Origin of the sequence: Clostridium fessum (assembly GCF_027698965.1) — a bacterium.
In the GTDB taxonomy this organism is placed as follows: Bacteria; Bacillota; Clostridia; order Lachnospirales; family Lachnospiraceae; genus Otoolea; species Otoolea fessa.
Genome location: NZ_JAQEQF010000001.1, coordinates 198298 through 216964, shown reverse-complemented (window position 1 = coordinate 216964; position 18667 = coordinate 198298). Strand labels below are relative to the sequence as shown.

The window sequence follows — 18667 nt, the reverse complement described above, 5'->3', positions numbered from 1 at the left end:
CCCCCTCCCCGGCGGTCTGCCATGCTGTCACTGTTGAGGGATAAGCCCCCGGCGCGTGACATACTCCGTTGCAAAACGGCGGTGTTCCGCTTCCTTTTCCCGCCAATACTCCCATAATGCAGCGTCGGCGGCTTCCGCAACATTCATTAAAAACCGTTCAAGCTGCTTTTGTTTTTCCTCTGCGCTACGTTTCCTCATGGTCTGCGTCCTCCTGTAAGTCTGCTGCGTCAATCTCGTAATAGTCAAAAACCTCGTCGGGCTTGACAATGGCGGGGCGGCGTTTAAGGTGCTTTTCCATGTCAAAGGCGTTCTTCGGGTCTGCGTCGGATAGGTACTTGTATTTCGGGTGTTTCGTTATGTCGAATTTGTCCGAAAAGAACGGGCGCACCCCGCGTAGCTGCAAGATACATTTCCCTCCGTCCATGACTGCGATTTCATCTTCCGTCATAAGCTGCTTTCCCAATTTCTGATAGTTCAGCCCATGCGAAAGCTCCCGCCCCCTTGTTTCGGAAGTGTTGAAGCTGTCTATCGTTTCCTTGCCTAAAATCTCCGATATTTCTTTGAGCGTGGTTTTTTCCTTGCCGCCCAAGAAAAGCGTGGTGTCGCAGTTGCCGACTATGGTATCGGCGTTGTCCTTGTAGATTGCCTTTAGCTGTGACTGGCTCTGCAAGATGATTGACGCGGAGATTTCCCGGCTCCGTATGGTTGCGATTAGTTTCTCAAATTTGGGGATTTGCCCGATATTCGCAAATTCATCAAGTAAGCACCGTACATGGACGGGAAGCCGCCCGCCGTATTCATCATCTGCTTTGTCGCACAAGAGGTTGAATAGCTGTGTGTAGAGAATACTCACGACAAAGTTAAAGGTGTCGTCGGTGTCGCTGATAATCACGAAAAGGGCGGTCTTTCTGTCACCTATGGTGTCAAGCTCCATTTCGTCGGTTTCCATAAGCTCCCGCAGCTCCTTAATGTCGAATGGGGCTAACCTCGCGCCGCATGAGATAAGTATGCTTTTTGCGGTCTTGCCCGCCGCCAGTTTGTATTTTTTGTACTGCTTGACTGCAAAATGTTCCGGGTCTTTTTCTTCCAGACGTTCAAACATGAGGTCAACCGGGTTCTGGAAATCCTCGTCGTCCTCGCGGGCTTCCGACGCATTTATCATTTCAAGCAGCGTCGTGAAGTTCTTCTCGTCCTCTGGGGCTTCATACCAGATATAGCCGATTAGTGCGGTGTAGTAGAGCTTTTCCGCTTTCACCCAGAAATCCTCGCCGGATTTTTCCCCGTCGCCTTTGGTGTTGGCGATAATGGTATTGACTAATTTCAAAATGTCCTTTTCGCTCCGCAGATAGGCAAAGGGATTGTATTTCATGGATTTTTTGAAGTTAATCGTATTTAGCACTTTGATACGGTATTTGTACCGCTGCAACATTTTCCCGGTTTCCAAAATCAGTGTTCCTTTCGGGTCAGTGACGATATACGACGTTGGAAAATCCTTTGACGTACATTGCATGAGCGACGGTTTCACAAAGAACCGGGTCTTGCCGCTGCCGGAACCGCCGATTACAAGAATATTTTTGTTTCTTGCGTATTTCGGCTGCTTCGGGCGGCTGTTCATGGTGAGCCGTTCCGTCTGCGTTAAGGGGATATTGTTCTCAAATACCGGGTCTGTGTACGGCTTTATGTCGTCAGCCCCGCCCCAACGCGCCGAACCGTATTCTGTCCCGCGGCGGTATTTCTTCGCGTTCTTGCCTTTGGTGTAGATAATCAGCCGGACAATGACCGCCCCCGCAATGCCGATAAGTAAGTCTGCCGGGTGGAAGCTCGGCGCGATACTGGAAAAGGCGGTGGTAAAACCGTCCCCAAGATGTAGCAGCTTTGCGCTTGCGTCCGCGCCGGGGGATAGACGGACAGCCGCGCCCACTTTATCAAAGAGCCAGACAAAGAGCAGATACGGGAGATTTAGGATAAGCAGCTTCTTGATTTCCGGCTTCATAGCGATACCTCCCTGTCCTTGTTCTTGACCTTTGCCCGTTCCGCGTTCTTGCCCTGTGCGGCTTCTTTGAGCGTAGAGAGCAGCTTTCGGATAGAGGGCTTTTTCTCCTGTGTCAGCTTCTTTGCGGAAAACTCCTTAAAGGCTGCGGTCAGCACGTCCGCGTCCCGCCCCTTGAAAAAAACCAGATAGCGGGGCGGGCTTTCCGTTGCGTCCTTTTTCAGCGCAAAGTCGATACCGTACTTTTTCGCCGTACTCTCAAAGGCTTTGATATTGCCCTCGGTAATCTCAATGTTGGAAACGCCCGCGTTCTGCTTCATAAGCTGCTTTAAGCTCTGCTTTCCCTGTGGCGGTTTTGCAAGCTGCTTTTTGCCCTTTGACAGTATGGCTTTCATTGCCTTTTGGAGCGTCTGGGCGGTCAGCTTCCCGGTCTTGATGTAAAGGGCTATGGTCTTTTCGTTTACTTCGTCCTGCAATTCCTCGCGTCCTCCTTTCGCGTTTCTTTATGGGGCGGCGGTCAGATACGCACCCGCAGCCCGTTCAAGTCCTCGGCTCTGATACCCACAAGATACCAGTTGTCGCCGTACTCAATCCGGGTCGGCTTCCACTTGCCCCGCACGAATACGTCAAAGCACTCACCGCAATGCAAGCCCCCGTAGTAGCTGTTTAAGTCAAAGCGAATGTCGTAACGGTCGGTGCGCTCGTCAAATACCAATGCTCCTGTCATTTTCTGTGCCATAATAAAATCCTCCTTTTGTTGTTTTACAGGCTTTCGCCCGGTTTGAATGAATAATAGTCCGGGTCGCCGTACTGCGGCTTCTTCGGTGACAGTGCGCCGCTTGCCATGTCATGGGCGACAAGGGAAGTGTAATAATTGCCGATAGTGGACGGGGCGTTGAAAAGGGCTGCTTTCAGATATTGCTTGATGTTGCGGATTTTCGTTGTGTTCTCCCGCATACAGTCAAGCACAAAGCGGATATGCTCGCCGTCCAGTTTCATAAACTTAGATTTCACAAGCTCTGCCGGGTAGTCGTCCCCCGCAATCCGTACCCGCTTTCTGGCGGTGCATACGGTTTCAAGCATGAGGTCTACAATCTCGTCCAGCCTGTCCCCGTCAAACTTCATGTCCTGTTTGAGAATGTGGTAGTCGATATTGTCCTTGATGATTTCCCGGTATATATCAACTGCGCTCTGTGCTGCCGCTTCCGTTCCTTTCCGTTCCGGCGGCGTAGCCGCTTCTCTGCAAGGAGAGGGGTTAGGGGAAAGGATAGGAATGGAATGGGTACTTGATAAATCTGTATTTGATTTTTCTTTTTTTGGTAAGTCAGTTCTTTGTATATCTTTATTTAATTGCGTTGGATTTTCCAACGTAGGTTTTTCCAATGTTGGTTTTTCCTGCGTTGGATTATCCAATGTTGGATTTTCCAATGTAGGTAAATCCGGCGTAGGCGGCTGCGGCTGCTCGAATATCACATAGTCCGCGCCCCGCAAGCGTCCTTTCTCGTCGCGCTCCCTTGACCGAACGATATACCCGGCGCGTTCAAGCTCCTTAATGGCTTCGCGGATAGCGTCTATCTTCTCCCGGTTGATAAGGGATAAGCCTTTCAAGGTGTAGTCCCAATCTTCGGGGAGTGACAGCATTTGCGACAACAGCCCTTTTGCCTTTAAGGAAAGCTCCTTGTTGCGTAGGTGGTGGTTGCTCATTACGGTGTAGCCCTTGTTCCGTTCCACTCTGAAAACTGCCATAGTAAATCACTCCTTTTGCTGTGGATTTGTTACGCAGTAGAAGCGCGGTTTCGGGGGATAAGGTATAAATCCCTTGCCGCGCCAGATACGCGCCCGCAAAATCGCTTGTAGCAAGGCTTTTTCTGCCCCTACTGCGTAACAAAGGGCATAAAAAAGCGGCGTTCCTGTTCTCCCATGTAGAGAGTAAGAAACGCCGCTTCTGCGTCGTATTCAGTTTTTAGTACAATACCCTGCTTGTCCGTCGCTCGAAAAACCTTGATTTTCCAGTGTTTTCAAAAGTATCGTTATCTAACGTCAGCTTTCCAAAGACCAAGTTTCCAGAACATGATTAAGGACATTGAAAGCGGTCTGATAAACTGCGTTATCACGAAAGATTTATCTCGTCTGGGGAGGAACTATCTTGATTGCGGACTGTATCTGGAAGTGTTTTTCCCAGAGCATAATGTGAGGTATATAGCGGTCAATGACGGCGTGGACACGCTCAATAAATCCGCTATGGACATCACGCCTTTCCGCAACATCCTAAACGAAATGTATTCCGCCGATGTGTCGGTCAAGATAAAATCGGCGTACCGAGCGAGGTTTCAGCAGGGGAAATTCATGGGGACGACAGCACCATACGGTTACGTCAAAGACCCCGCCGACCACAACCATCTGCTGATAGATGACAAAGTTGCCCATGTGGTAAGGGAAATATTTGACCTTGCGTTAGCGGGCAACGGAATCGCCAAAATCCGCAAGCACATCAACAAACAGCATATCTTACGCCCCGCCGCTTATGCGGCGGAGCAGGGGGCAACAGGCTATGAGAGGTATTTTGAGGAGAATGAGGAGAACCGTTATATTTGGAGCGAGAACAGCGTAAGGGGCATTTTAAGAAGCCCGATATATGCGGGAAACCTTGCAGGCTACAAGCGGATTGCCGCCAACATGAAAAGCAAGAAACGCCCCTCTAAGCTGCCCGAAGAATGGGAAGTGATACCAGACACCCATGAGGGGATAGTCACGCAGGAGGAATTTGATACCGTACAGCAGCTTATTACAAGCCGCAGATTACCAGAAAACAAGGGCGGCTTTGAGAACATCTTTGCAGGCGTTATTAAGTGTGCGGACTGCGGCTATGCGATGCGGGCTATGAGTGCCAACAGGAGGAAACGCCCCGACATCATCGACTGCGTACAATATTCCTGCAATAATTATGGCAGATACGGTAATATCATGTGTACCGCACACAGCATTGAAGCGAGGGACTTGTTCAACGCTGTCCTCACCGACATCAACCGATTTGCGGATATGGCAGTCAATGATGAAAAGGCAGTGAGGGCGATTGAAAAGCGGCTCACGGAAACAGACCAGAGCAAGGCAAAGGCACTGGAAAAGGAGCAAAGAAAACTGAACAAACGCCTTGCAGAACTGGACAGGCTGTTTTCCTCACTCTATGAAGATAAGGTGATGGAGCGTATTACCGAGCGGAATTTTGAGATGATGTCGGGAAAATACCAGAAAGAACAGCTTGAAATTGAAGCAAGGCTGAAAGAGGTAACGGAAACGCTCAGCGACAGCTATGAGAAGACGCAGGGTGTCCGTGATTTCCTCTCCCTAATCCGCAACTATCAAGGCATTAAGGAACTGGACGCAACCATCATAAACGCACTTATAGACAAGATACTTGTTTCGGAACGTGAGAAACTTACAGACGGAATGGTGCGGCAGGAAATCAAGATTTATTATAAATTCATCGGCTTTGTCGGTGAATTACATATCACACCGACAAAGCGGTGGACTGCGTTAAAGCCTAAGAATTGTACGGTGTGCGGTGTTGAATATGTTCCCCGCTCTGGCATATCGAAGTATTGTCCTGCTTGTGCCAAGAAGATACAGAGGGAGAAATCAAACGAGAGCAAACGCAGGAGCAGGGAGCGAAACAGACAGGCATGTATTGAACTGTCCGCAAAAAATGACCGACTGATGCAGAACGGCGTGGACACTTTGATTTGCGGAGGCATCGGCGGCGGTGCGCAGGCAGCACTCGCCGAAGCGGGCATCAAGCTCTACGGCGGTGTCAGCGGGGACGCTGACGCGGCGGTGAGCGCATTGCTCAACGGAAGTTTGGGCTACGATCCCAATGTTCACTGTGACCACCATGACCATGAACACGGCGAGGCTGGTCACTCCTGCGGTGACCACGGCTGCGGCAAGCATAGCTGCCATTGATATGGAACGCACACTGACACAACTTCCGTTCTGGTCATCCTTGACCGAACGCGAAATGGACACACTACGCCGAAGTGCCTTTGTCCGTCATTATAAAAAGGGTGCGTTCGTTCACAGCAGCGACAATGAATGTCTCGGAATGCTGTTTATTCTTTCCGGCGAGATCCGCACCTATCTTCTCTCTGATGAGGGGCGGGAGGTAACGCTGTTCCGCCTGTATCCGGGCGAACTATGCGTGCTTTCCGCCTCCTGCGTGATCAGTCAGATCACCTTTGATACGCAAATGACTGCCGGAATGGATACGGACATTCTGATTATCTCTGCAAATGTCATTGCTGCACTCAAGGAGAAAAATCTCCATGTCCGCTGTTTTCTCTATGAACTGGCAACGAAACGGTTTTCTGATGTGATGTGGGCGATGCAGCAGATTATGTTCAAGGGATTGGATCAGCGGCTGGCAGAATTTCTCTTTGCCGAAGCGGAACGTACCGGCTCCGACACGATACGCATGACCCATGAGCAGATCGCCCAGCACATCAGCTCGGCACGGGAGGCAGTGGCACGGATGCTCAAAAGCTTCTCGGAGGACGGGCTGGTGGAGCTGAAGCGTGGTGCAATCACGCTGCGGGATAAGAACAGACTAAATCGTCTAAAATAAAAAGAAATGTGACTTCGTTACAGAAGAAAATCATAGATTTGCTACAATAAAAGCAGAAAAACAGGAAGGAGTATCCACCATGAAAGAAACGAAATACGCAGGAACTCAAACCGAAAAAAACCTGATGGCTGCCTTTGCCGGTGAGTCCGAGGCGCGCAACAAATACACCTATTTTGCATCCAAGGCCAAGAAGGAAGGCTACGAGCAGATCGCGGCGCTGTTCCTCAAAACCGCTGATAATGAGAAGGAACACGCCAAGCTGTGGTTCAAAGAGCTGAACGGCATTGGCGACACCGCCGAAAACCTTCTCTCCGCCGCTGAGGGCGAGAACTACGAGTGGACGGATATGTACGACGGCTTTGCCAAAACCGCCGACGAGGAGGGTTTCCATGAGCTGGCCCAGCGTTTCCGCCTGGTAGCCGCCATTGAAAAGCATCATGAGGAGCGCTACCGTGCCCTGCTGCACAATGTGGAGATGGCGGAGGTCTTCGCCAAGAGTGAGGTCAAGGTATGGGAGTGCCGCAACTGCGGGCATATCGTGATCGGTGAGAAAGCACCGGAGGTCTGCCCGACCTGCAACCATCCCCAGAGCTACTTTGAAATTCACGCAGAAAACTATTAAAGAGAAAAGGAGAACGAATCATGGAGCAGAAGTTTTACATTTGCAAGCATTGCGGCAACATCATTGCCAAGGTCAAGGACACGGGCGTTCCCGTCATCTGTTGCGGTGAGCCGATGAGCGAGATCATCCCCGGTACCACCGACGCCGCCGTGGAGAAGCACGTCCCTGTCTGGACTGTGGAAAACGGCATCGTTCATGTCAAGGTCGGCTCCGTAGAGCATCCCATGCTGCCGGAGCACTACATCGAGTGGGTGTCCCTCCACACCAAGCAGGGCAACCAGCGCAAGGAACTGCACCCGGGCGAGAAGCCGGAGGTCTGCTTTGCGCTCTGCGAGGGCGACGAAGTCGAGGCGGTCTACGCCTACTGCAACCTCCACAGTCTGTGGAAAGCGTGATCGTTCCGCGCATGGTATCTTAGAACCAACATAGAGAACTGAATGTCATGTATTGCAGGCAGGAGGCAAACAAGTCATGAAAGCACATAAATATTGGTCAATCGGAGCGGTAATTACCATGTTTGGAACTTTTTGCACTGGATATAAAGGCTCAAAAACAACGCATAAGTACCTTGCGCTTAGTTCCTTGATCTGCATGGTTATGGCAGTATATACGGGTCATAAAATGATTTCAGGGAATAAGAAAACAAAGAGAGTAAAACAAGCGGAAGCTGTGGATATTCTTTGAGTAAGATAGGAATCGTTATTGTTTCTGATGACGATAAAGTCGGGCTAATGTTGTGTGCGAAATAAAAAACAAGAAAGAAGAATTTCATTATGAAATATGTATGCGATGTGTGTGGTTGGGAATACGACGAAGAAAATGGCTATCCGGAAGGCGGCATTGCACCGGGTACAAAATGGGAAGATATTCCGGATGATTTTGAATGCCCCTTATGTTTTGTTGGCAAAGACCAGTTTTCTGTGGCTGAGTAAGGAAGCACAAAAAAACCTATAAACAAAGAGCCGTGAAGCAGTATGTAAGATACCGCTTCACGGCTCTTTCTCACTTATATAAAAATTTGCCGTAACGTAACCTCGTCACAGAAAAATGCTTTGTACTGCGGTATGATAAAGCCACAATCAATCAACAAGAAAGAGGTGGCGAACATGAAAATCAAGCTCAATTCCGATCAGGAGATTGTCAGCACCATCAGAGAAGGACTCAAGCGCACCGGCGGGTACTGCCCCTGCCGCAGGGAGAGCACAGAGGCGACCAAATGTATGTGCCAGGAGTTTAAGGATCAAATTGCAGATCCGGGCTTCGAGGAATTCTGCCACTGTATGCTCTATTACAAATCCTTGCAGGATTAAGGGAGGAACGCTATGCTGTCAAAGAAACTGGCCGCCATAGATAAGACGCGGTGCGTCGCCTGCGGCGTGTGTGAAAATACCTGTCCACTGGGGGCCGTCAAGGTGCGCCGCGGCTGCTACGCCGCTGTGGAGGCGGAACGATGCGTAGGCTGCGGCAAGTGCGCAAAGATCTGTCCCGTCGGCTGCATTGAGGTGAAAGTGAGGGCTGACGCATGAAAGTAAAGCATTGGTACGATTACCTGTGGGTATATGCAATCATCTATTTTGCACTGGGCTTTTTCAATATCCTGTTCGCGTGGCTGGGCATGATCGATTTTCTTCTGCCGCTGTTCTTAGCCATCTTTGATGGGAACAAATACTTTTGCAACCACCTCTGCGGACGGGGTCAACCGTTCAGCAAGCTGGGGACAGACCTTAAATGCTCCCGCTGCAAGCCCACGCCCCGCTGGATGTCCTCCAAGTGGTTCCGTTATGGCTTTTTGATCTTTTTCCTGACGATGTTCGGCAACATGGTGTTTCAGACATATCTGGTCGCTGCGGGTACTTCGTCCCTGCGGGAGGCCATTAAGCTGTTCTGGACCTTCCGTGTGCCGTGGGGCTGGGCCTACACCGCCGGAACGGTGACAGACTGGGTAGCCCAATTCAGCTTCGGCTTTTACAGCCTCATGCTGACCTCGCTGCTCATCGGCCTCATCGTCATGGTGCTCTACAAGCCCCGTACATGGTGTGCCTTCTGCCCCATGGGAACCATGACGCAGGGGATTTGCAAGCTGAAAAACAAAGAATAAACAAAGATAACAGAAAGGAGCCTTACTCATGGCTGAACTGAAAATTACTGCTGCGAATTTTGAAAATGAGGTACTGCGTTCCGACAAGCCCATTTTGCTGGACTTCTACGCCGACTGGTGCGGACCGTGCAAAATGCTCTCTCCCATACTGCATGAGCTTGCCGAAGAAAAAAGCGGCGCGCTCAAGGTGGGAAAGGTCAATGTGGACGAGCAGATGGAGCTGGCAATGCGTTTTCAGGTGTCCAGTATCCCGATGCTGGTCGTATTCAAGGATGGAAAGGCCGTTGCCAAATCGGTGGGCTATCGGCCTAAGTCGGAGATTGCCGCAATGGTGGAGGGCGCAAGATGAAAGTTGTAATCGTAGGCGGTGTGGCGGGCGGTGCTTCTGCCGCCGCCCGCATCCGCCGTTTGGATGAACACGCGCAGATCATCATGATCGAGCGCAGCGGCTATGTGTCCTATGCCAACTGCGGTCTGCCGTATTATGTGGGCGGTGTGATCAAGGAGCAGGAAGAATTGACGCTGCAAACTCCGGAGAGCTTTTGGGATCGCTTTCGCATTGATGTGCGAGTACGGCAGGAAGTAACTGCGATCAATCCCGCAGAGAAAACCGTCACCGTCCACGCACTGGACAGCGGGAAGGTCTACACGGAAACCTATGACAAACTGCTTCTTGCCCCCGGCGCAAAGCCGACGATTCCTGCGCTTTCCGGTGTGGACAGCGAGCGGGTCTTTACCCTGCGCACCGTGGAAGACACCCTCCGCATTCGACGCTTTGTAGAGGATCAGAAGCCGAAAACCGCTGTTTTGGCTGGCGGCGGCTTTATCGGTCTGGAAATGGCGGAAAACCTTGTGGAGATGGGCGTTTCGGTTACCATCGTCCAGCGTCTGAAGCAGCTATTAGCGCCGCTGGATGCGGATATGGCCAGCTTTGTCCATGCGGAAATGCGCAGACACGGTGTGGCTCTGCGGTTGGATGAAACCGTCACCGGATTCCGACAGGACGGAGATTCCGTGCTGACGCTGCTGGAGGAAAGTGAGCCGCTGCGCTCCGACATGGTGCTGCTGGCCATCGGCGTCACGCCGGACACCCATCTGGCAAAAGAGGCCGGACTTGAGCTGGGCATCCGGGGCAGCATCGCTGTCAACGAGCGGATGGAAACCTCCGTGCCGGATATCTACGCTGTGGGCGATGCCGTAGAGGTCACCCATTTCGTGACCGGCCAAAAAGCATTGATCTCGCTGGCGGGGCCTGCCAACAAGCAGGGACGCATTGCCGCTGACAATATCTGCGGCGGAAACAGCCGCTTTCACGGCTCTCAGGGCTCGTCTGTTCTGAAACTGTTTGGCTTGACAGCGGCCTCCACGGGGATCAATGAGAAGGCAGCGCAGGCAGCAGGGATCGCTTACGACAAAGTCGTATTATTCCCGGCATCCCACGCTATCTATTATCCCGGCGCACAGTCTATGGCAATGAAGGTGATGTATGAAAAAGAAAGCCTGCGGCTGCTGGGTGCGCAGATCGTTGGCGGCGAGGGCGTGGACAAGCGCATTGATGTACTGGCAACGGCCATTCGCGCAAAAATGACAGCCTTGGAACTGACGGAGCTTGACCTTTCCTATGCGCCGCCCTATTCCTCTGCCAAAGACCCGGTCAATATGGCCGGTTTTATGATCGAGGATTTGGAGAGCGGGAAGGTACGGCAGTTCCATTGGAATGAGGTTGAGGACTTGCCTTGCGATGGCAATGCGACACTGCTGGATGTCCGTACAGAAGGCGAATATCGGCGTGGGCACTTGAATGGATTCCGCAATATTCCACTGGACGATCTGCGGGAGCATTTGGACGAGTTAGACCGGGGTAAGCCTGTTTATGTGAATTGCCAGACAGGGCTTCGCAGTTATCTGGCCTGCCGATTTTTGACGCAGTACGGTTTCACCTGTTCCCATCTCTCCGGCGGATACAGTTTTTATCAGGTCGTAATACAAGAGCGGCAGACAGCGCGGAGCGCCTATCCCTGCGGAATGGAGAAGCTATGAGTGAGAATTTATTTGGCTTGACGGTTGCGGCAGATAAAGGCTTAGATGATTTGCAGTGCCAGCGCCTTTTAAGCGAAAATCGCAGGTATCAGGAAGTCATGCTGCAATACCGATGTGCGCTGAAAGCACTGGAAAGCAGGTTGGAAATTCTAAACGAAGAGTTTTCATTGCAGCATGATCGCAATCCGATAGAAAGTATAAAAAGCCGCTTGAAGTCGCCGTCCAGCATTATGAATAAGATGCAGAAACGCGGACTTCCTCTGGATTTTCCGACCATGCAGACAAATATCATGGATATTGCCGGTGTGCGGGTGATCTGCTCTTTCGAGGAGGATGTGTTCTTTTTGGCAAAGTGCTTAAAAAAACAGTCTGACATTGAAATCATCACAGAGAAAGATTATATTTCACACCCTAAGCCAAATGGCTATCGCAGTCTGCACCTGACGCTCCGGCTGCCGGTATTCTTTGCGGAAAAAGTGATCCATGTGCCGGTGGAGATACAACTCCGTACAATCGCTATGGACTTCTGGGCAAGCCTTGAGCATACCATCCGCTATAAGAAAAACTTGCCGATAAATGCTGAAGTCGAAACTGAACTGAAAGAGTGCGCCGATTCCAGCAGAGAATGGGACGGTAAGATGGAACATTTACTGCATATCATAACATAATGTGTCGAATATAAAATGAAAAGCACGCACTTTGGTGCTTGCCTTGGACTTGCCAGGGACCGCCTTATCCGCCTTGGGTGGGCGACCCCTGCGAGCCCCAACCAATTTCTCCGCTTTCTGGTTTTCAGGCATAGTCTTTTCTGCTTTCGGCGGACTGCCACGGCACAGCTTTTTCGGCTTCTATATTGTAAGGAACATGGCTTTTCGCTGAATGGAAAGCGAAGCTGACCCGGGCTGGAGCGGTCTGTGTTAAAACGATATATTTTTTTGGAAATTATCTTGATAAAATTTATCAAGATTGATATAATGGCATTAACAAGCAAGCGAAAAGAGGATGTGGAGCATGATCATCACCAAAGAGACGGACTACGCACTGCGCATTTTGCGGGTGCTGCTGGACGGGGAGAAGCATTCGGTGGCCGAGATGTCGGAAACGGAATTGATCCCCAATCAGTTTGCCTACCAGATTCTGCGCAAGCTCTCCGCCGGCAATTTGGTGCGGGTGAGCCGCGGCGCCCTCGGCGGCTGCGCGCTGTCCTGCGATCTGGACGCGACCTCCCTCTACGATCTCATGGGGGTCGTGGGGGAGCGGGGCATCCTGTGCGCCTGCATGGAGCCGGGATATGAATGCCGCTGGCAGGACAAGCATGGGCGGTGCGCCATCCACTGTCAGCTGGCGGCCTTGCAGCAAAAGCAGGACGAGGCGTTCCGTGCCGTGAGCCTGCGCAGGCTGCTGACCGGCGGATCCGATCCCCAAGATACAAGCAAGCTGTAAAATTTTAAGAGGAGGTACCCATATGCTGTTTCAAACCACGGCGGCGCACGAAGAGCTGCGCGCGAAGATCCGGAGTTTTGCGGAGGAGGAGATCAAGCCCCTCGCATTTTTAATGGATCAGAACAATGAGTTTCCCGAGGAGGCTGTCAAGAAGCTGGGTAAGCTGGGCTGGATGGGCATTCCCTACCCCAAGGAGTACGGCGGTGCCGGTCTTGATGCCCTGAGCTACGCCATCGCGGTGGAGGAGCTGGCCCGTGTGGACGGCGGCGCGGGCGTAATCCTCTCCGCCCACGTCTCCCTCGGCTCATGGCCCATTTTCGCCTATGGCACCGAGGAGCAGAAGAAGAAATATCTGGTTCCGCTGGCCAAGGGCGAGAAGATCGGCGCCTTCGGCCTCACGGAGTCCAACGCCGGATCCGATGCCGGCGGCACGGAGACCACGGCGCTGGATAAGGGGGACTACTACCTCCTCAACGGCGGCAAGATCTTCATTACCAACGCCCCTAAGGCGGACACCTATGTGGTTTTCGCCGTCACCACGCCGGACATCGGCACCCGGGGCATCTCCGCTTTCATCGTGGAGAAGGGCTGGAAGGGCTTTGAGTTCGGCGACCACTATGACAAGATGGGCATTCGCTCCTCCTCCACGGCGGAGCTGATCTTCAACGACGTGAAGGTTCCCAAGGAAAACCTATTGGGCAAGGAGGGCGAGGGCTTCAAGATTGCCATGTCCACGCTGGACGGCGGACGCATCGGCATCGCCGCGCAGGCGCTGGGCATCGCCCAAGGCGCGTTTGAGCACGCGTTGAGCTATTCCAAGGAGCGCGTCCAGTTCGGCAAGCCCATCGCGGCCCAGCAGAGCATCGCCTTCAAGCTGGCGGATATGGCCACCAAGCTGCGCTGCGCCCGGTTCCTCATCTACTCCGCGGCGGAGCTGAAGGAGCAGCACGCGCCTTACGGCATGGAGTCCGCCATGGCGAAGATGTACGCCTCGGACATCGCGCTGGAGGTCACCAACGATGCCTTGCAGATCCACGGCGGCAGTGGCTTCCTCAAGGGCATGGAGGTGGAACGGGCCTACCGCGACGCCAAGATCACCACCATCTACGAGGGCACTAACGAGATCCAGCGGGTGGTCATCGCCTCTCATCTGGTGGGCAGGCTGGGCAAGAGCTCCGGCGGCGAGAGCCGTTCGGCGGCCAAGAAACCCGCGCCCATCACCGGCATTCGCAAAAAGACCATCTTCCGGGAAGGGGATGCTGCCCAGCAGGTGGCCGACCTTGTAGCGGCGCTGAAGAAGGATGGTCACGACTTCTCCGTGGGCATCCCTATGGATACGCCCATCCCGCAGGCGGAGCGGGTGGTCTCCGCGGGCAAGGGCATCGGGGAGAAAAAGAACATGAAACTGGTAGAGTCGCTGGCCAAGGCTGCCGGCGCGGCCATCGGTTCTTCCCGCCCTGTGGCGGAGACTCTCAAATATCTGCCGCTGAACCGCTATGTGGGTATGTCCGGTCAGAAGTTCACCGGCAATCTGTACATCGCCTGTGGCATCTCCGGCGCATCCCAGCACCTTAAGGGCATCAAGGACGCCTCCACCATCGTGGCCATCAATAAGAACGGTAACGCGCCTATCTTCAAGAACTGCGACTACGGCATCGTGGGCGATGTGGAGGAGATCCTGCCCCTGCTCACTGCTGCGCTGGATAGCGGCGAAAAGCTGCCCGCGCCGCCTATGGTAAAGATGAAGCGGCCCACACCGCCGAAGCCCGCCCCCATCGGCGACCGCTACGTCTGCAGCGGCTGCGGCTACGAGTATGTGCCGGAGTTGGGCGACGAGGACGGCGAGATCGCGCCGGGTACGCTCTTTGAGCAGCTTCCCGCCGAGTGGGTGTGCCCGGAGTGCGCGGAGACGAAGGATCAATTTGTAAAGGCTTGAGCCGTGAAGGAGGTAAGATAAGATGTATTGCGTGCGTAAAGTAACAAACGACCTCTACTGGGTGGGCGCCAACGACCATCGCCTGGCCCTGTTTGAAAACTGCTTTCCCATTCCCCGGGGCGTAAGCTACAACGCTTACTGCCTGCTGGATGAAAAGACGGTGCTCTTTGACACGGTGGACTGGTCTGCCTGCCGCCAGCTTTTGGAAAATCTGGCGTATGTGCTGGATGGCCGCGAGCTGGACTACCTGCTGGTCAACCATCTGGAGCCGGATCACGCCGCCTGCATCGAGGAGATCCTGCTGCGCCATCCTAAGGTGAAGCTGATCTCCAACGAGAAGGCATTCATGCTCATGCGGCAGTTCGGCTTCCATGTGGACGGACATGAGTGCATCGAGGTGAAGGAGGGCGACACCTTCTCCTTTGGCAAGCACACCGTCACCTTTGTGGGCGCGCCTATGGTTCACTGGCCGGAGGCCATGGTGACCCTCGACGTCACCGACGGCGTCCTCTTTTCCGCCGACGCCTTCGGCACCTTCGGCGCGCTGGACGGTAAGCTGTTCGCCGACGAGGTGGACTTCGAGCGGGACTGGCTGGACGACGCCCGCCGCTATCTCACCAACATCGTGGGCAAGTACGGCCCCCACATCCAGCTCCTGCTGAAAAAGGCCGGCGGCGTTTTGGATCAGATCCAGTACATCTGCCCGCTCCACGGCCCCGTGTGGCGCAAGGATCTGGGCTGGTTCATCGAAAAGTACGACACATGGAGCCGCTATGCCCCTGAGACCCAGGGCGTGCTCATCGTCTACGCCTCCATGTACGGCAACACGGAGAACGCGGCGCAGGCGCTGGCGGCGTCGCTTTGCGATAAGGGCATGAGCAAGGTGGCGATGTACGATGTGTCCTCCACTCATGTCTCCCAGCTGATCTCCGAGGCGTTTAAGTACAGTCACATTGTCCTGGCCTCTGTGACCTACAATCTCGGCATCTACCCCGCCATGCATGACTTCCTCATGGATATGAAGGCACTGAATCTGCAAAACCGCACCTTTGCCATCATTGAAAACGGCTCATGGGCGGTGAAGTCCGGTGACCTCATGCAGAAATTTGTCAACGATGAGCTTAAGAACATGACGGTGCTCAACGAGCGGCTCAGCCTCGCCTCGTCCATGGGCACGGACAAGCGCACTGAGCTGGAAGCACTGGCGGACGCCATTCTGGAATCTATGAAGTAACTGGCAGGAAAGCCAAAACCAAGACAACAGACAACAAACAGCCCCGCCGTGTCGGCTGCAGAAAAACCGGCTTTCAAAAATAGAGCGGGCAAGCGTGATACTGCGCTTGCCCGCTCTTTGCCCAAAAGGACATGAAAAGTGACCGGAGAAGATGAGAGGATCGAAATGGAGATCAGAAAACGAAACGGGAAGTCTGTTCCTTTTCAACAGGAGAAAATTTTCAACGCCATGAAAAAAGCGTTTGATGGACAGGGAAGGGAGATTGGGGGCGGAGAACTGGAGGAGATCCTCGCCGCCGTTCTCAACAATCTCTCCGTCACAGTACCGCTCACCGTGGAACGTGTGCAGGACGAGGTGGAGCGGACGCTCATGGAGCGCGGACACTATGAGGTGGCCAAGGCGTACATCCTCTATCGCGAAAAGCGGTCTGCGCTGCGCCGCGTCCGGCATACCATCGCGCAGACGGTGGGGGATAACTCGCTTGACGAGGTGCTGCGCCGTATCCAGATGGATTTTACCGAGGAAATCTACTCCCTCGCGGCGCTTCAAATGAAGTTTGAGAGCTTCTGTCGCCCGGGCATGACGGAGGATGAGAGGGCTGAGGCACTGACCAAGGCAGCGGTAGAGCTGACTACGGCAGAGGCACCCAAGTGGGAGTTCATCGCGGCGCGGCTTCTGAACCACTCCTTTCGCTGTCGCAACGCACAGGAATGGGAGGGGCGCGGCGTCGGCGACCTCTATGGCAGGCTTCGCTATCTGACGGATAAGGGACTCTACGGTGACTATATTCTTGCCCACTATACCCACGAGGAGATCGCTATGGCGGAGGACTTTCTCTGCCCGGAACGGGACGAGTTGTTCACCTACTCCGGCCTTGACCTGCTGCTCAAACGCTATGTGATCCAGTCACGCAGCCGCGTGCCGCTGGAAACACCGCAGGAGATGTTTTTGGGTATCGCGCTGCATCTTGCTATGAACGAAGGCTCTGACCGCATGGGGTGGGTAAAACGCTTTTACGATATGCTCAGCCGTATGGAGGTCACGATGGCGACACCTACCATGTCCAACGCACGAAAGCCCTACCATCAGCTTTCAAGCTGCTTTGTGGACACTGTGCCGGACAGTCTGGACGGCATCTACCGCTCGCTGGACAACTTCGCAAAGGTCTCTAAATTTGGCGGTGGAATGGGGATGTACTTCGGTAAGGTGCGCGCTGCAGGCAGCACCATCCGCGGCTTTCAAGGGGCGGCGGGCGGTGTTATCCGCTGGATCCGGTTGGTCAACGACACCGCCGTGGCGGTGGATCAGTTGGGGATGCGGCAGGGCGCTGCGGCGGTTTACTTAGACGCATGGCACCGGGATCTGCCTGAATTCCTTCAACTGCGCACCAACAACGGCGACGACCGCATGAAGGCGCATGATGTGTTTCCCGCCGTGTGCTATCCGGATCTCTTCTGGCGACTGGCGGAGGAGAACATAGACGCGCCGTGGCATCTCATGTGTCCGCATGAGATCCTCACGGTCAAGGGCTACGCACTGGAGGATTACTGGGGTACGGAATGGGAGAAGCGGTATCTGGACTGCGTCAATGACCCGCGCATCGAAAAGCGCAGCGTCACCGTCAAGGACATCGTGCGGCTGGTGCTTCGCTCGGCAGTGGAGACCGGCACGCCCTTCGCCTTCAACCGCGACAGCGTAAATCGTATGAACCCAAACGGCCACACGGGAATGATCTATTGCTCCAATCTCTGCACGGAGATCGCACAGAACATGGCGCCCATCGAGCATATCAGCACTGAGGTGCACACGGAGAACGGCGACACAGTGGTGGTGACGGCCACACTCCCCGGTGAGTTTGTGGTCTGCAACCTGGCGAGTCTGTCTCTCGGTAATCTGGCGGTGGAGGACGAGGCCTATATGGAACGCACGGTGGAAACGGCCATCCGCGCACTGGATAATGTGATCGACCTCAACTTCTACCCGTTGGAATACGCGCGGCTTACCAATCAGAAGTACCGCAGCATCGGCCTGGGCGTCAGCGGCTACCACCACATGCTGGCAAAGCGCGGCATCCGATGGGAGAGCGATGAGCACCTTGCCTTCACCGATGCGGTATTCGAGCATATCAACTACGCCGCCGTCAAGGCGGACACAGCACTGGCACGGGAAAAGGGCCGCTATGCGCTCTTTGAGGGCAGCGACTGGCAGACAGGCGCGTATTTTGAAAAGCGAGGTTATACCTCAGAAAAGTGGCGGGCGCTTGCGGAAACGGTGGCGGTGCAGGGAATGCGCAACGCCTATCTGCTGGCTGTCGCACCCACTTCCAGCACATCCATCCTCTCCGGCACGTCGGCGGGCATCGATCCAATTATGAAGAAATTCTTTTTAGAGGAAAAAAAGGGCAGCATGCTGCCCCGCGTTGCTCCGGAGCTTTCTATGGATACATGGTGGTACTATAAGGCGGCGCATCTGATCGACCAAAGCTGGTCGGTACGCGCCGCGGGCTTTCGCCAGAGACATATTGACCAGGCGCAGAGCATGAATCTCTATATCACCAACGACTATTCCATGCGTCAGGTGCTCAGACTGTATTTGGAGGCGTGGAGGGCCGGCGTCAAGACCATTTATTATGTCCGCAGCAAGGCCCTTGAGGTCGAGGCCTGTGAAAGCTGCTCGTCATAAGGAG

General features: G+C 53.7%; 21 protein-coding genes. 16 read left to right on the top strand and 5 right to left on the bottom strand.

Annotation, left to right across the window (positions count from 1 at the left end; genetic code table 11):
* Window positions 1-27 precede the first annotated feature (27 nt).
* The 5 genes from PG862_RS00985 to PG862_RS00965 are packed head-to-tail and all read right to left on the bottom strand — an operon-like array spanning window position 28 to window position 3736.
* Window positions 28-198, bottom strand: coding sequence for a hypothetical protein (locus tag PG862_RS00985; RefSeq protein ID WP_002569167.1), 171 nt, complete (start codon window positions 196-198; stop codon window positions 28-30).
* On the bottom strand, window positions 185-1993 hold the full coding sequence (locus PG862_RS00980; RefSeq protein WP_002569166.1) for a VirD4-like conjugal transfer protein, CD1115 family: 1809 nt from the start codon (window positions 1991-1993) through the stop codon (window positions 185-187). The genes PG862_RS00985 and PG862_RS00980 overlap by 14 nt, the downstream gene beginning before the upstream one ends.
* Window positions 1990-2466, bottom strand: a complete 477-nt coding sequence (locus tag PG862_RS00975) for a PcfB family protein (RefSeq protein WP_002569165.1) — start codon at window positions 2464-2466, stop codon at window positions 1990-1992. Before PG862_RS00975 ends, PG862_RS00980 begins: the two co-directional genes overlap by 4 nt.
* Window positions 2467-2507: 41 nt before the next feature.
* The gene (locus PG862_RS00970; RefSeq protein ID WP_002569164.1) at window positions 2508-2729 is read right to left on the bottom strand and encodes a DUF5348 domain-containing protein; all 222 of its coding nucleotides are present in this window, start codon (window positions 2727-2729) and stop codon (window positions 2508-2510) included.
* A gap of 23 nt (window positions 2730-2752) precedes the next feature.
* Entirely contained in the window at window positions 2753-3736 is a 984-nt protein-coding gene (locus tag PG862_RS00965; protein WP_002569163.1) for a DUF6017 domain-containing protein, read from the bottom strand.
* Window positions 3737-4060: 324 nt separating this feature from the next.
* Here PG862_RS00965 and PG862_RS00960 point away from each other — a divergent pair, with 324 nt between their 5' ends.
* The 16 genes from PG862_RS00960 to PG862_RS00880 all read left to right on the top strand — a co-directional run bounded on the left by PG862_RS00960 (window position 4061) and on the right by PG862_RS00880 (window position 18663).
* Window positions 4061-5950, top strand: a complete 1890-nt coding sequence (locus PG862_RS00960; RefSeq protein WP_456298764.1) for a recombinase family protein — start codon at window positions 4061-4063, stop codon at window positions 5948-5950.
* 1 nt (window position 5951) lies between these two features.
* The gene (locus tag PG862_RS00950; RefSeq protein WP_107000764.1) at window positions 5952-6608 is read left to right on the top strand and encodes a Crp/Fnr family transcriptional regulator; all 657 of its coding nucleotides are present in this window, start codon (window positions 5952-5954) and stop codon (window positions 6606-6608) included.
* Between the two features lie 79 nt (window positions 6609-6687).
* Window positions 6688-7230 (top strand): rubrerythrin, encoded by a 543-nt coding sequence (gene rbr, locus PG862_RS00945; protein ID WP_107000763.1) that lies wholly within the window; start codon window positions 6688-6690, stop codon window positions 7228-7230.
* A gap of 20 nt (window positions 7231-7250) precedes the next feature.
* A complete protein-coding gene (locus tag PG862_RS00940) occupies window positions 7251-7625 on the top strand; it encodes a desulfoferrodoxin family protein (protein ID WP_033120174.1) in 375 nt (124 codons plus the stop codon).
* Between the two features lie 76 nt (window positions 7626-7701).
* Window positions 7702-7914: a DUF6219 family protein gene (locus PG862_RS00935; protein ID WP_107000761.1), complete on the top strand. Its 213-nt coding sequence runs from the start codon at window positions 7702-7704 to the stop codon at window positions 7912-7914.
* Between the two features lie 89 nt (window positions 7915-8003).
* Complete coding sequence (locus PG862_RS00930; protein WP_107000760.1) at window positions 8004-8162, top strand: rubredoxin; 159 nt, start codon at window positions 8004-8006, stop codon at window positions 8160-8162.
* Between the two features lie 132 nt (window positions 8163-8294).
* On the top strand, window positions 8295-8540 hold the full coding sequence (locus PG862_RS00925) for a ferredoxin-thioredoxin reductase catalytic domain-containing protein (protein WP_270706216.1): 246 nt from the start codon (window positions 8295-8297) through the stop codon (window positions 8538-8540).
* A gap of 12 nt (window positions 8541-8552) precedes the next feature.
* Window positions 8553-8756 (top strand): 4Fe-4S binding protein, encoded by a 204-nt coding sequence (locus PG862_RS00920; protein WP_107000759.1) that lies wholly within the window; start codon window positions 8553-8555, stop codon window positions 8754-8756.
* Window positions 8753-9328 (top strand): 4Fe-4S binding protein, encoded by a 576-nt coding sequence (locus PG862_RS00915; RefSeq protein WP_270706214.1) that lies wholly within the window; start codon window positions 8753-8755, stop codon window positions 9326-9328. Before PG862_RS00920 ends, PG862_RS00915 begins: the two co-directional genes overlap by 4 nt.
* A gap of 28 nt (window positions 9329-9356) precedes the next feature.
* On the top strand, window positions 9357-9677 hold the full coding sequence (gene trxA / locus PG862_RS00910) for a thioredoxin (RefSeq protein WP_107000757.1): 321 nt from the start codon (window positions 9357-9359) through the stop codon (window positions 9675-9677).
* Window positions 9674-11368, top strand: coding sequence for an FAD-dependent oxidoreductase (locus tag PG862_RS00905; protein ID WP_270706212.1), 1695 nt, complete (start codon window positions 9674-9676; stop codon window positions 11366-11368). The genes trxA and PG862_RS00905 overlap by 4 nt, the downstream gene beginning before the upstream one ends.
* Window positions 11365-12036 (top strand): GTP pyrophosphokinase, encoded by a 672-nt coding sequence (locus PG862_RS00900; RefSeq protein WP_107000755.1) that lies wholly within the window; start codon window positions 11365-11367, stop codon window positions 12034-12036. Before PG862_RS00905 ends, PG862_RS00900 begins: the two co-directional genes overlap by 4 nt.
* Window positions 12037-12379: 343 nt before the next feature.
* Window positions 12380-12811 carry an RrF2 family transcriptional regulator gene (locus tag PG862_RS00895; RefSeq protein WP_015553424.1) on the top strand — a complete coding sequence of 144 codons (432 nt, stop codon included), beginning with the start codon at window positions 12380-12382 and terminating at the stop codon, window positions 12809-12811.
* A 22-nt stretch (window positions 12812-12833) separates the two neighbouring features.
* Window positions 12834-14747 carry an acyl-CoA dehydrogenase family protein gene (locus PG862_RS00890; protein WP_107000754.1) on the top strand — a complete coding sequence of 638 codons (1914 nt, stop codon included), beginning with the start codon at window positions 12834-12836 and terminating at the stop codon, window positions 14745-14747.
* Between the two features lie 22 nt (window positions 14748-14769).
* Complete coding sequence (locus tag PG862_RS00885; protein WP_107000753.1) at window positions 14770-15981, top strand: FprA family A-type flavoprotein; 1212 nt, start codon at window positions 14770-14772, stop codon at window positions 15979-15981.
* A 165-nt stretch (window positions 15982-16146) separates the two neighbouring features.
* Entirely contained in the window at window positions 16147-18663 is a 2517-nt protein-coding gene (locus PG862_RS00880) for a ribonucleoside-diphosphate reductase subunit alpha (RefSeq protein WP_181357201.1), read from the top strand.
* Window positions 18664-18667 lie beyond the last annotated feature (4 nt).

Excerpts from the sequence above, each read along its gene's own strand:
- PG862_RS00985 (WP_002569167.1), bottom strand. The coding sequence starts at position 198 with ATGAGGAAACGTAGCGCAGAGGAAAAACAAAAGCAGCTTGAACGGTTT.
- PG862_RS00980 (WP_002569166.1), bottom strand. The coding sequence starts at position 1,993 with ATGAAGCCGGAAATCAAGAAGCTGCTTATCCTAAATCTCCCGTATCTG.
- PG862_RS00970 (WP_002569164.1), bottom strand. The coding sequence starts at position 2,729 with ATGGCACAGAAAATGACAGGAGCATTGGTATTTGACGAGCGCACCGAC.
- PG862_RS00965 (WP_002569163.1), bottom strand. The coding sequence starts at position 3,736 with ATGGCAGTTTTCAGAGTGGAACGGAACAAGGGCTACACCGTAATGAGC.
- PG862_RS00960 (WP_456298764.1), top strand. The coding sequence starts at position 4,061 with ATGATTAAGGACATTGAAAGCGGTCTGATAAACTGCGTTATCACGAAA.
- PG862_RS00950 (WP_107000764.1), top strand. The coding sequence starts at position 5,952 with ATGGAACGCACACTGACACAACTTCCGTTCTGGTCATCCTTGACCGAA.
- rbr (WP_107000763.1), top strand. The coding sequence starts at position 6,688 with ATGAAAGAAACGAAATACGCAGGAACTCAAACCGAAAAAAACCTGATG.
- PG862_RS00940 (WP_033120174.1), top strand. The coding sequence starts at position 7,251 with ATGGAGCAGAAGTTTTACATTTGCAAGCATTGCGGCAACATCATTGCC.
- PG862_RS00935 (WP_107000761.1), top strand. The coding sequence starts at position 7,702 with ATGAAAGCACATAAATATTGGTCAATCGGAGCGGTAATTACCATGTTT.
- PG862_RS00930 (WP_107000760.1), top strand. The coding sequence starts at position 8,004 with ATGAAATATGTATGCGATGTGTGTGGTTGGGAATACGACGAAGAAAAT.
- PG862_RS00925 (WP_270706216.1), top strand. The coding sequence starts at position 8,295 with ATGATAAAGCCACAATCAATCAACAAGAAAGAGGTGGCGAACATGAAA.
- PG862_RS00920 (WP_107000759.1), top strand. The coding sequence starts at position 8,553 with ATGCTGTCAAAGAAACTGGCCGCCATAGATAAGACGCGGTGCGTCGCC.
- PG862_RS00915 (WP_270706214.1), top strand. The coding sequence starts at position 8,753 with ATGAAAGTAAAGCATTGGTACGATTACCTGTGGGTATATGCAATCATC.
- trxA (WP_107000757.1), top strand. The coding sequence starts at position 9,357 with ATGGCTGAACTGAAAATTACTGCTGCGAATTTTGAAAATGAGGTACTG.
- PG862_RS00905 (WP_270706212.1), top strand. The coding sequence starts at position 9,674 with ATGAAAGTTGTAATCGTAGGCGGTGTGGCGGGCGGTGCTTCTGCCGCC.
- PG862_RS00900 (WP_107000755.1), top strand. The coding sequence starts at position 11,365 with ATGAGTGAGAATTTATTTGGCTTGACGGTTGCGGCAGATAAAGGCTTA.
- PG862_RS00895 (WP_015553424.1), top strand. The coding sequence starts at position 12,380 with ATGATCATCACCAAAGAGACGGACTACGCACTGCGCATTTTGCGGGTG.
- PG862_RS00890 (WP_107000754.1), top strand. The coding sequence starts at position 12,834 with ATGCTGTTTCAAACCACGGCGGCGCACGAAGAGCTGCGCGCGAAGATC.
- PG862_RS00885 (WP_107000753.1), top strand. The coding sequence starts at position 14,770 with ATGTATTGCGTGCGTAAAGTAACAAACGACCTCTACTGGGTGGGCGCC.
- PG862_RS00880 (WP_181357201.1), top strand. The coding sequence starts at position 16,147 with ATGGAGATCAGAAAACGAAACGGGAAGTCTGTTCCTTTTCAACAGGAG.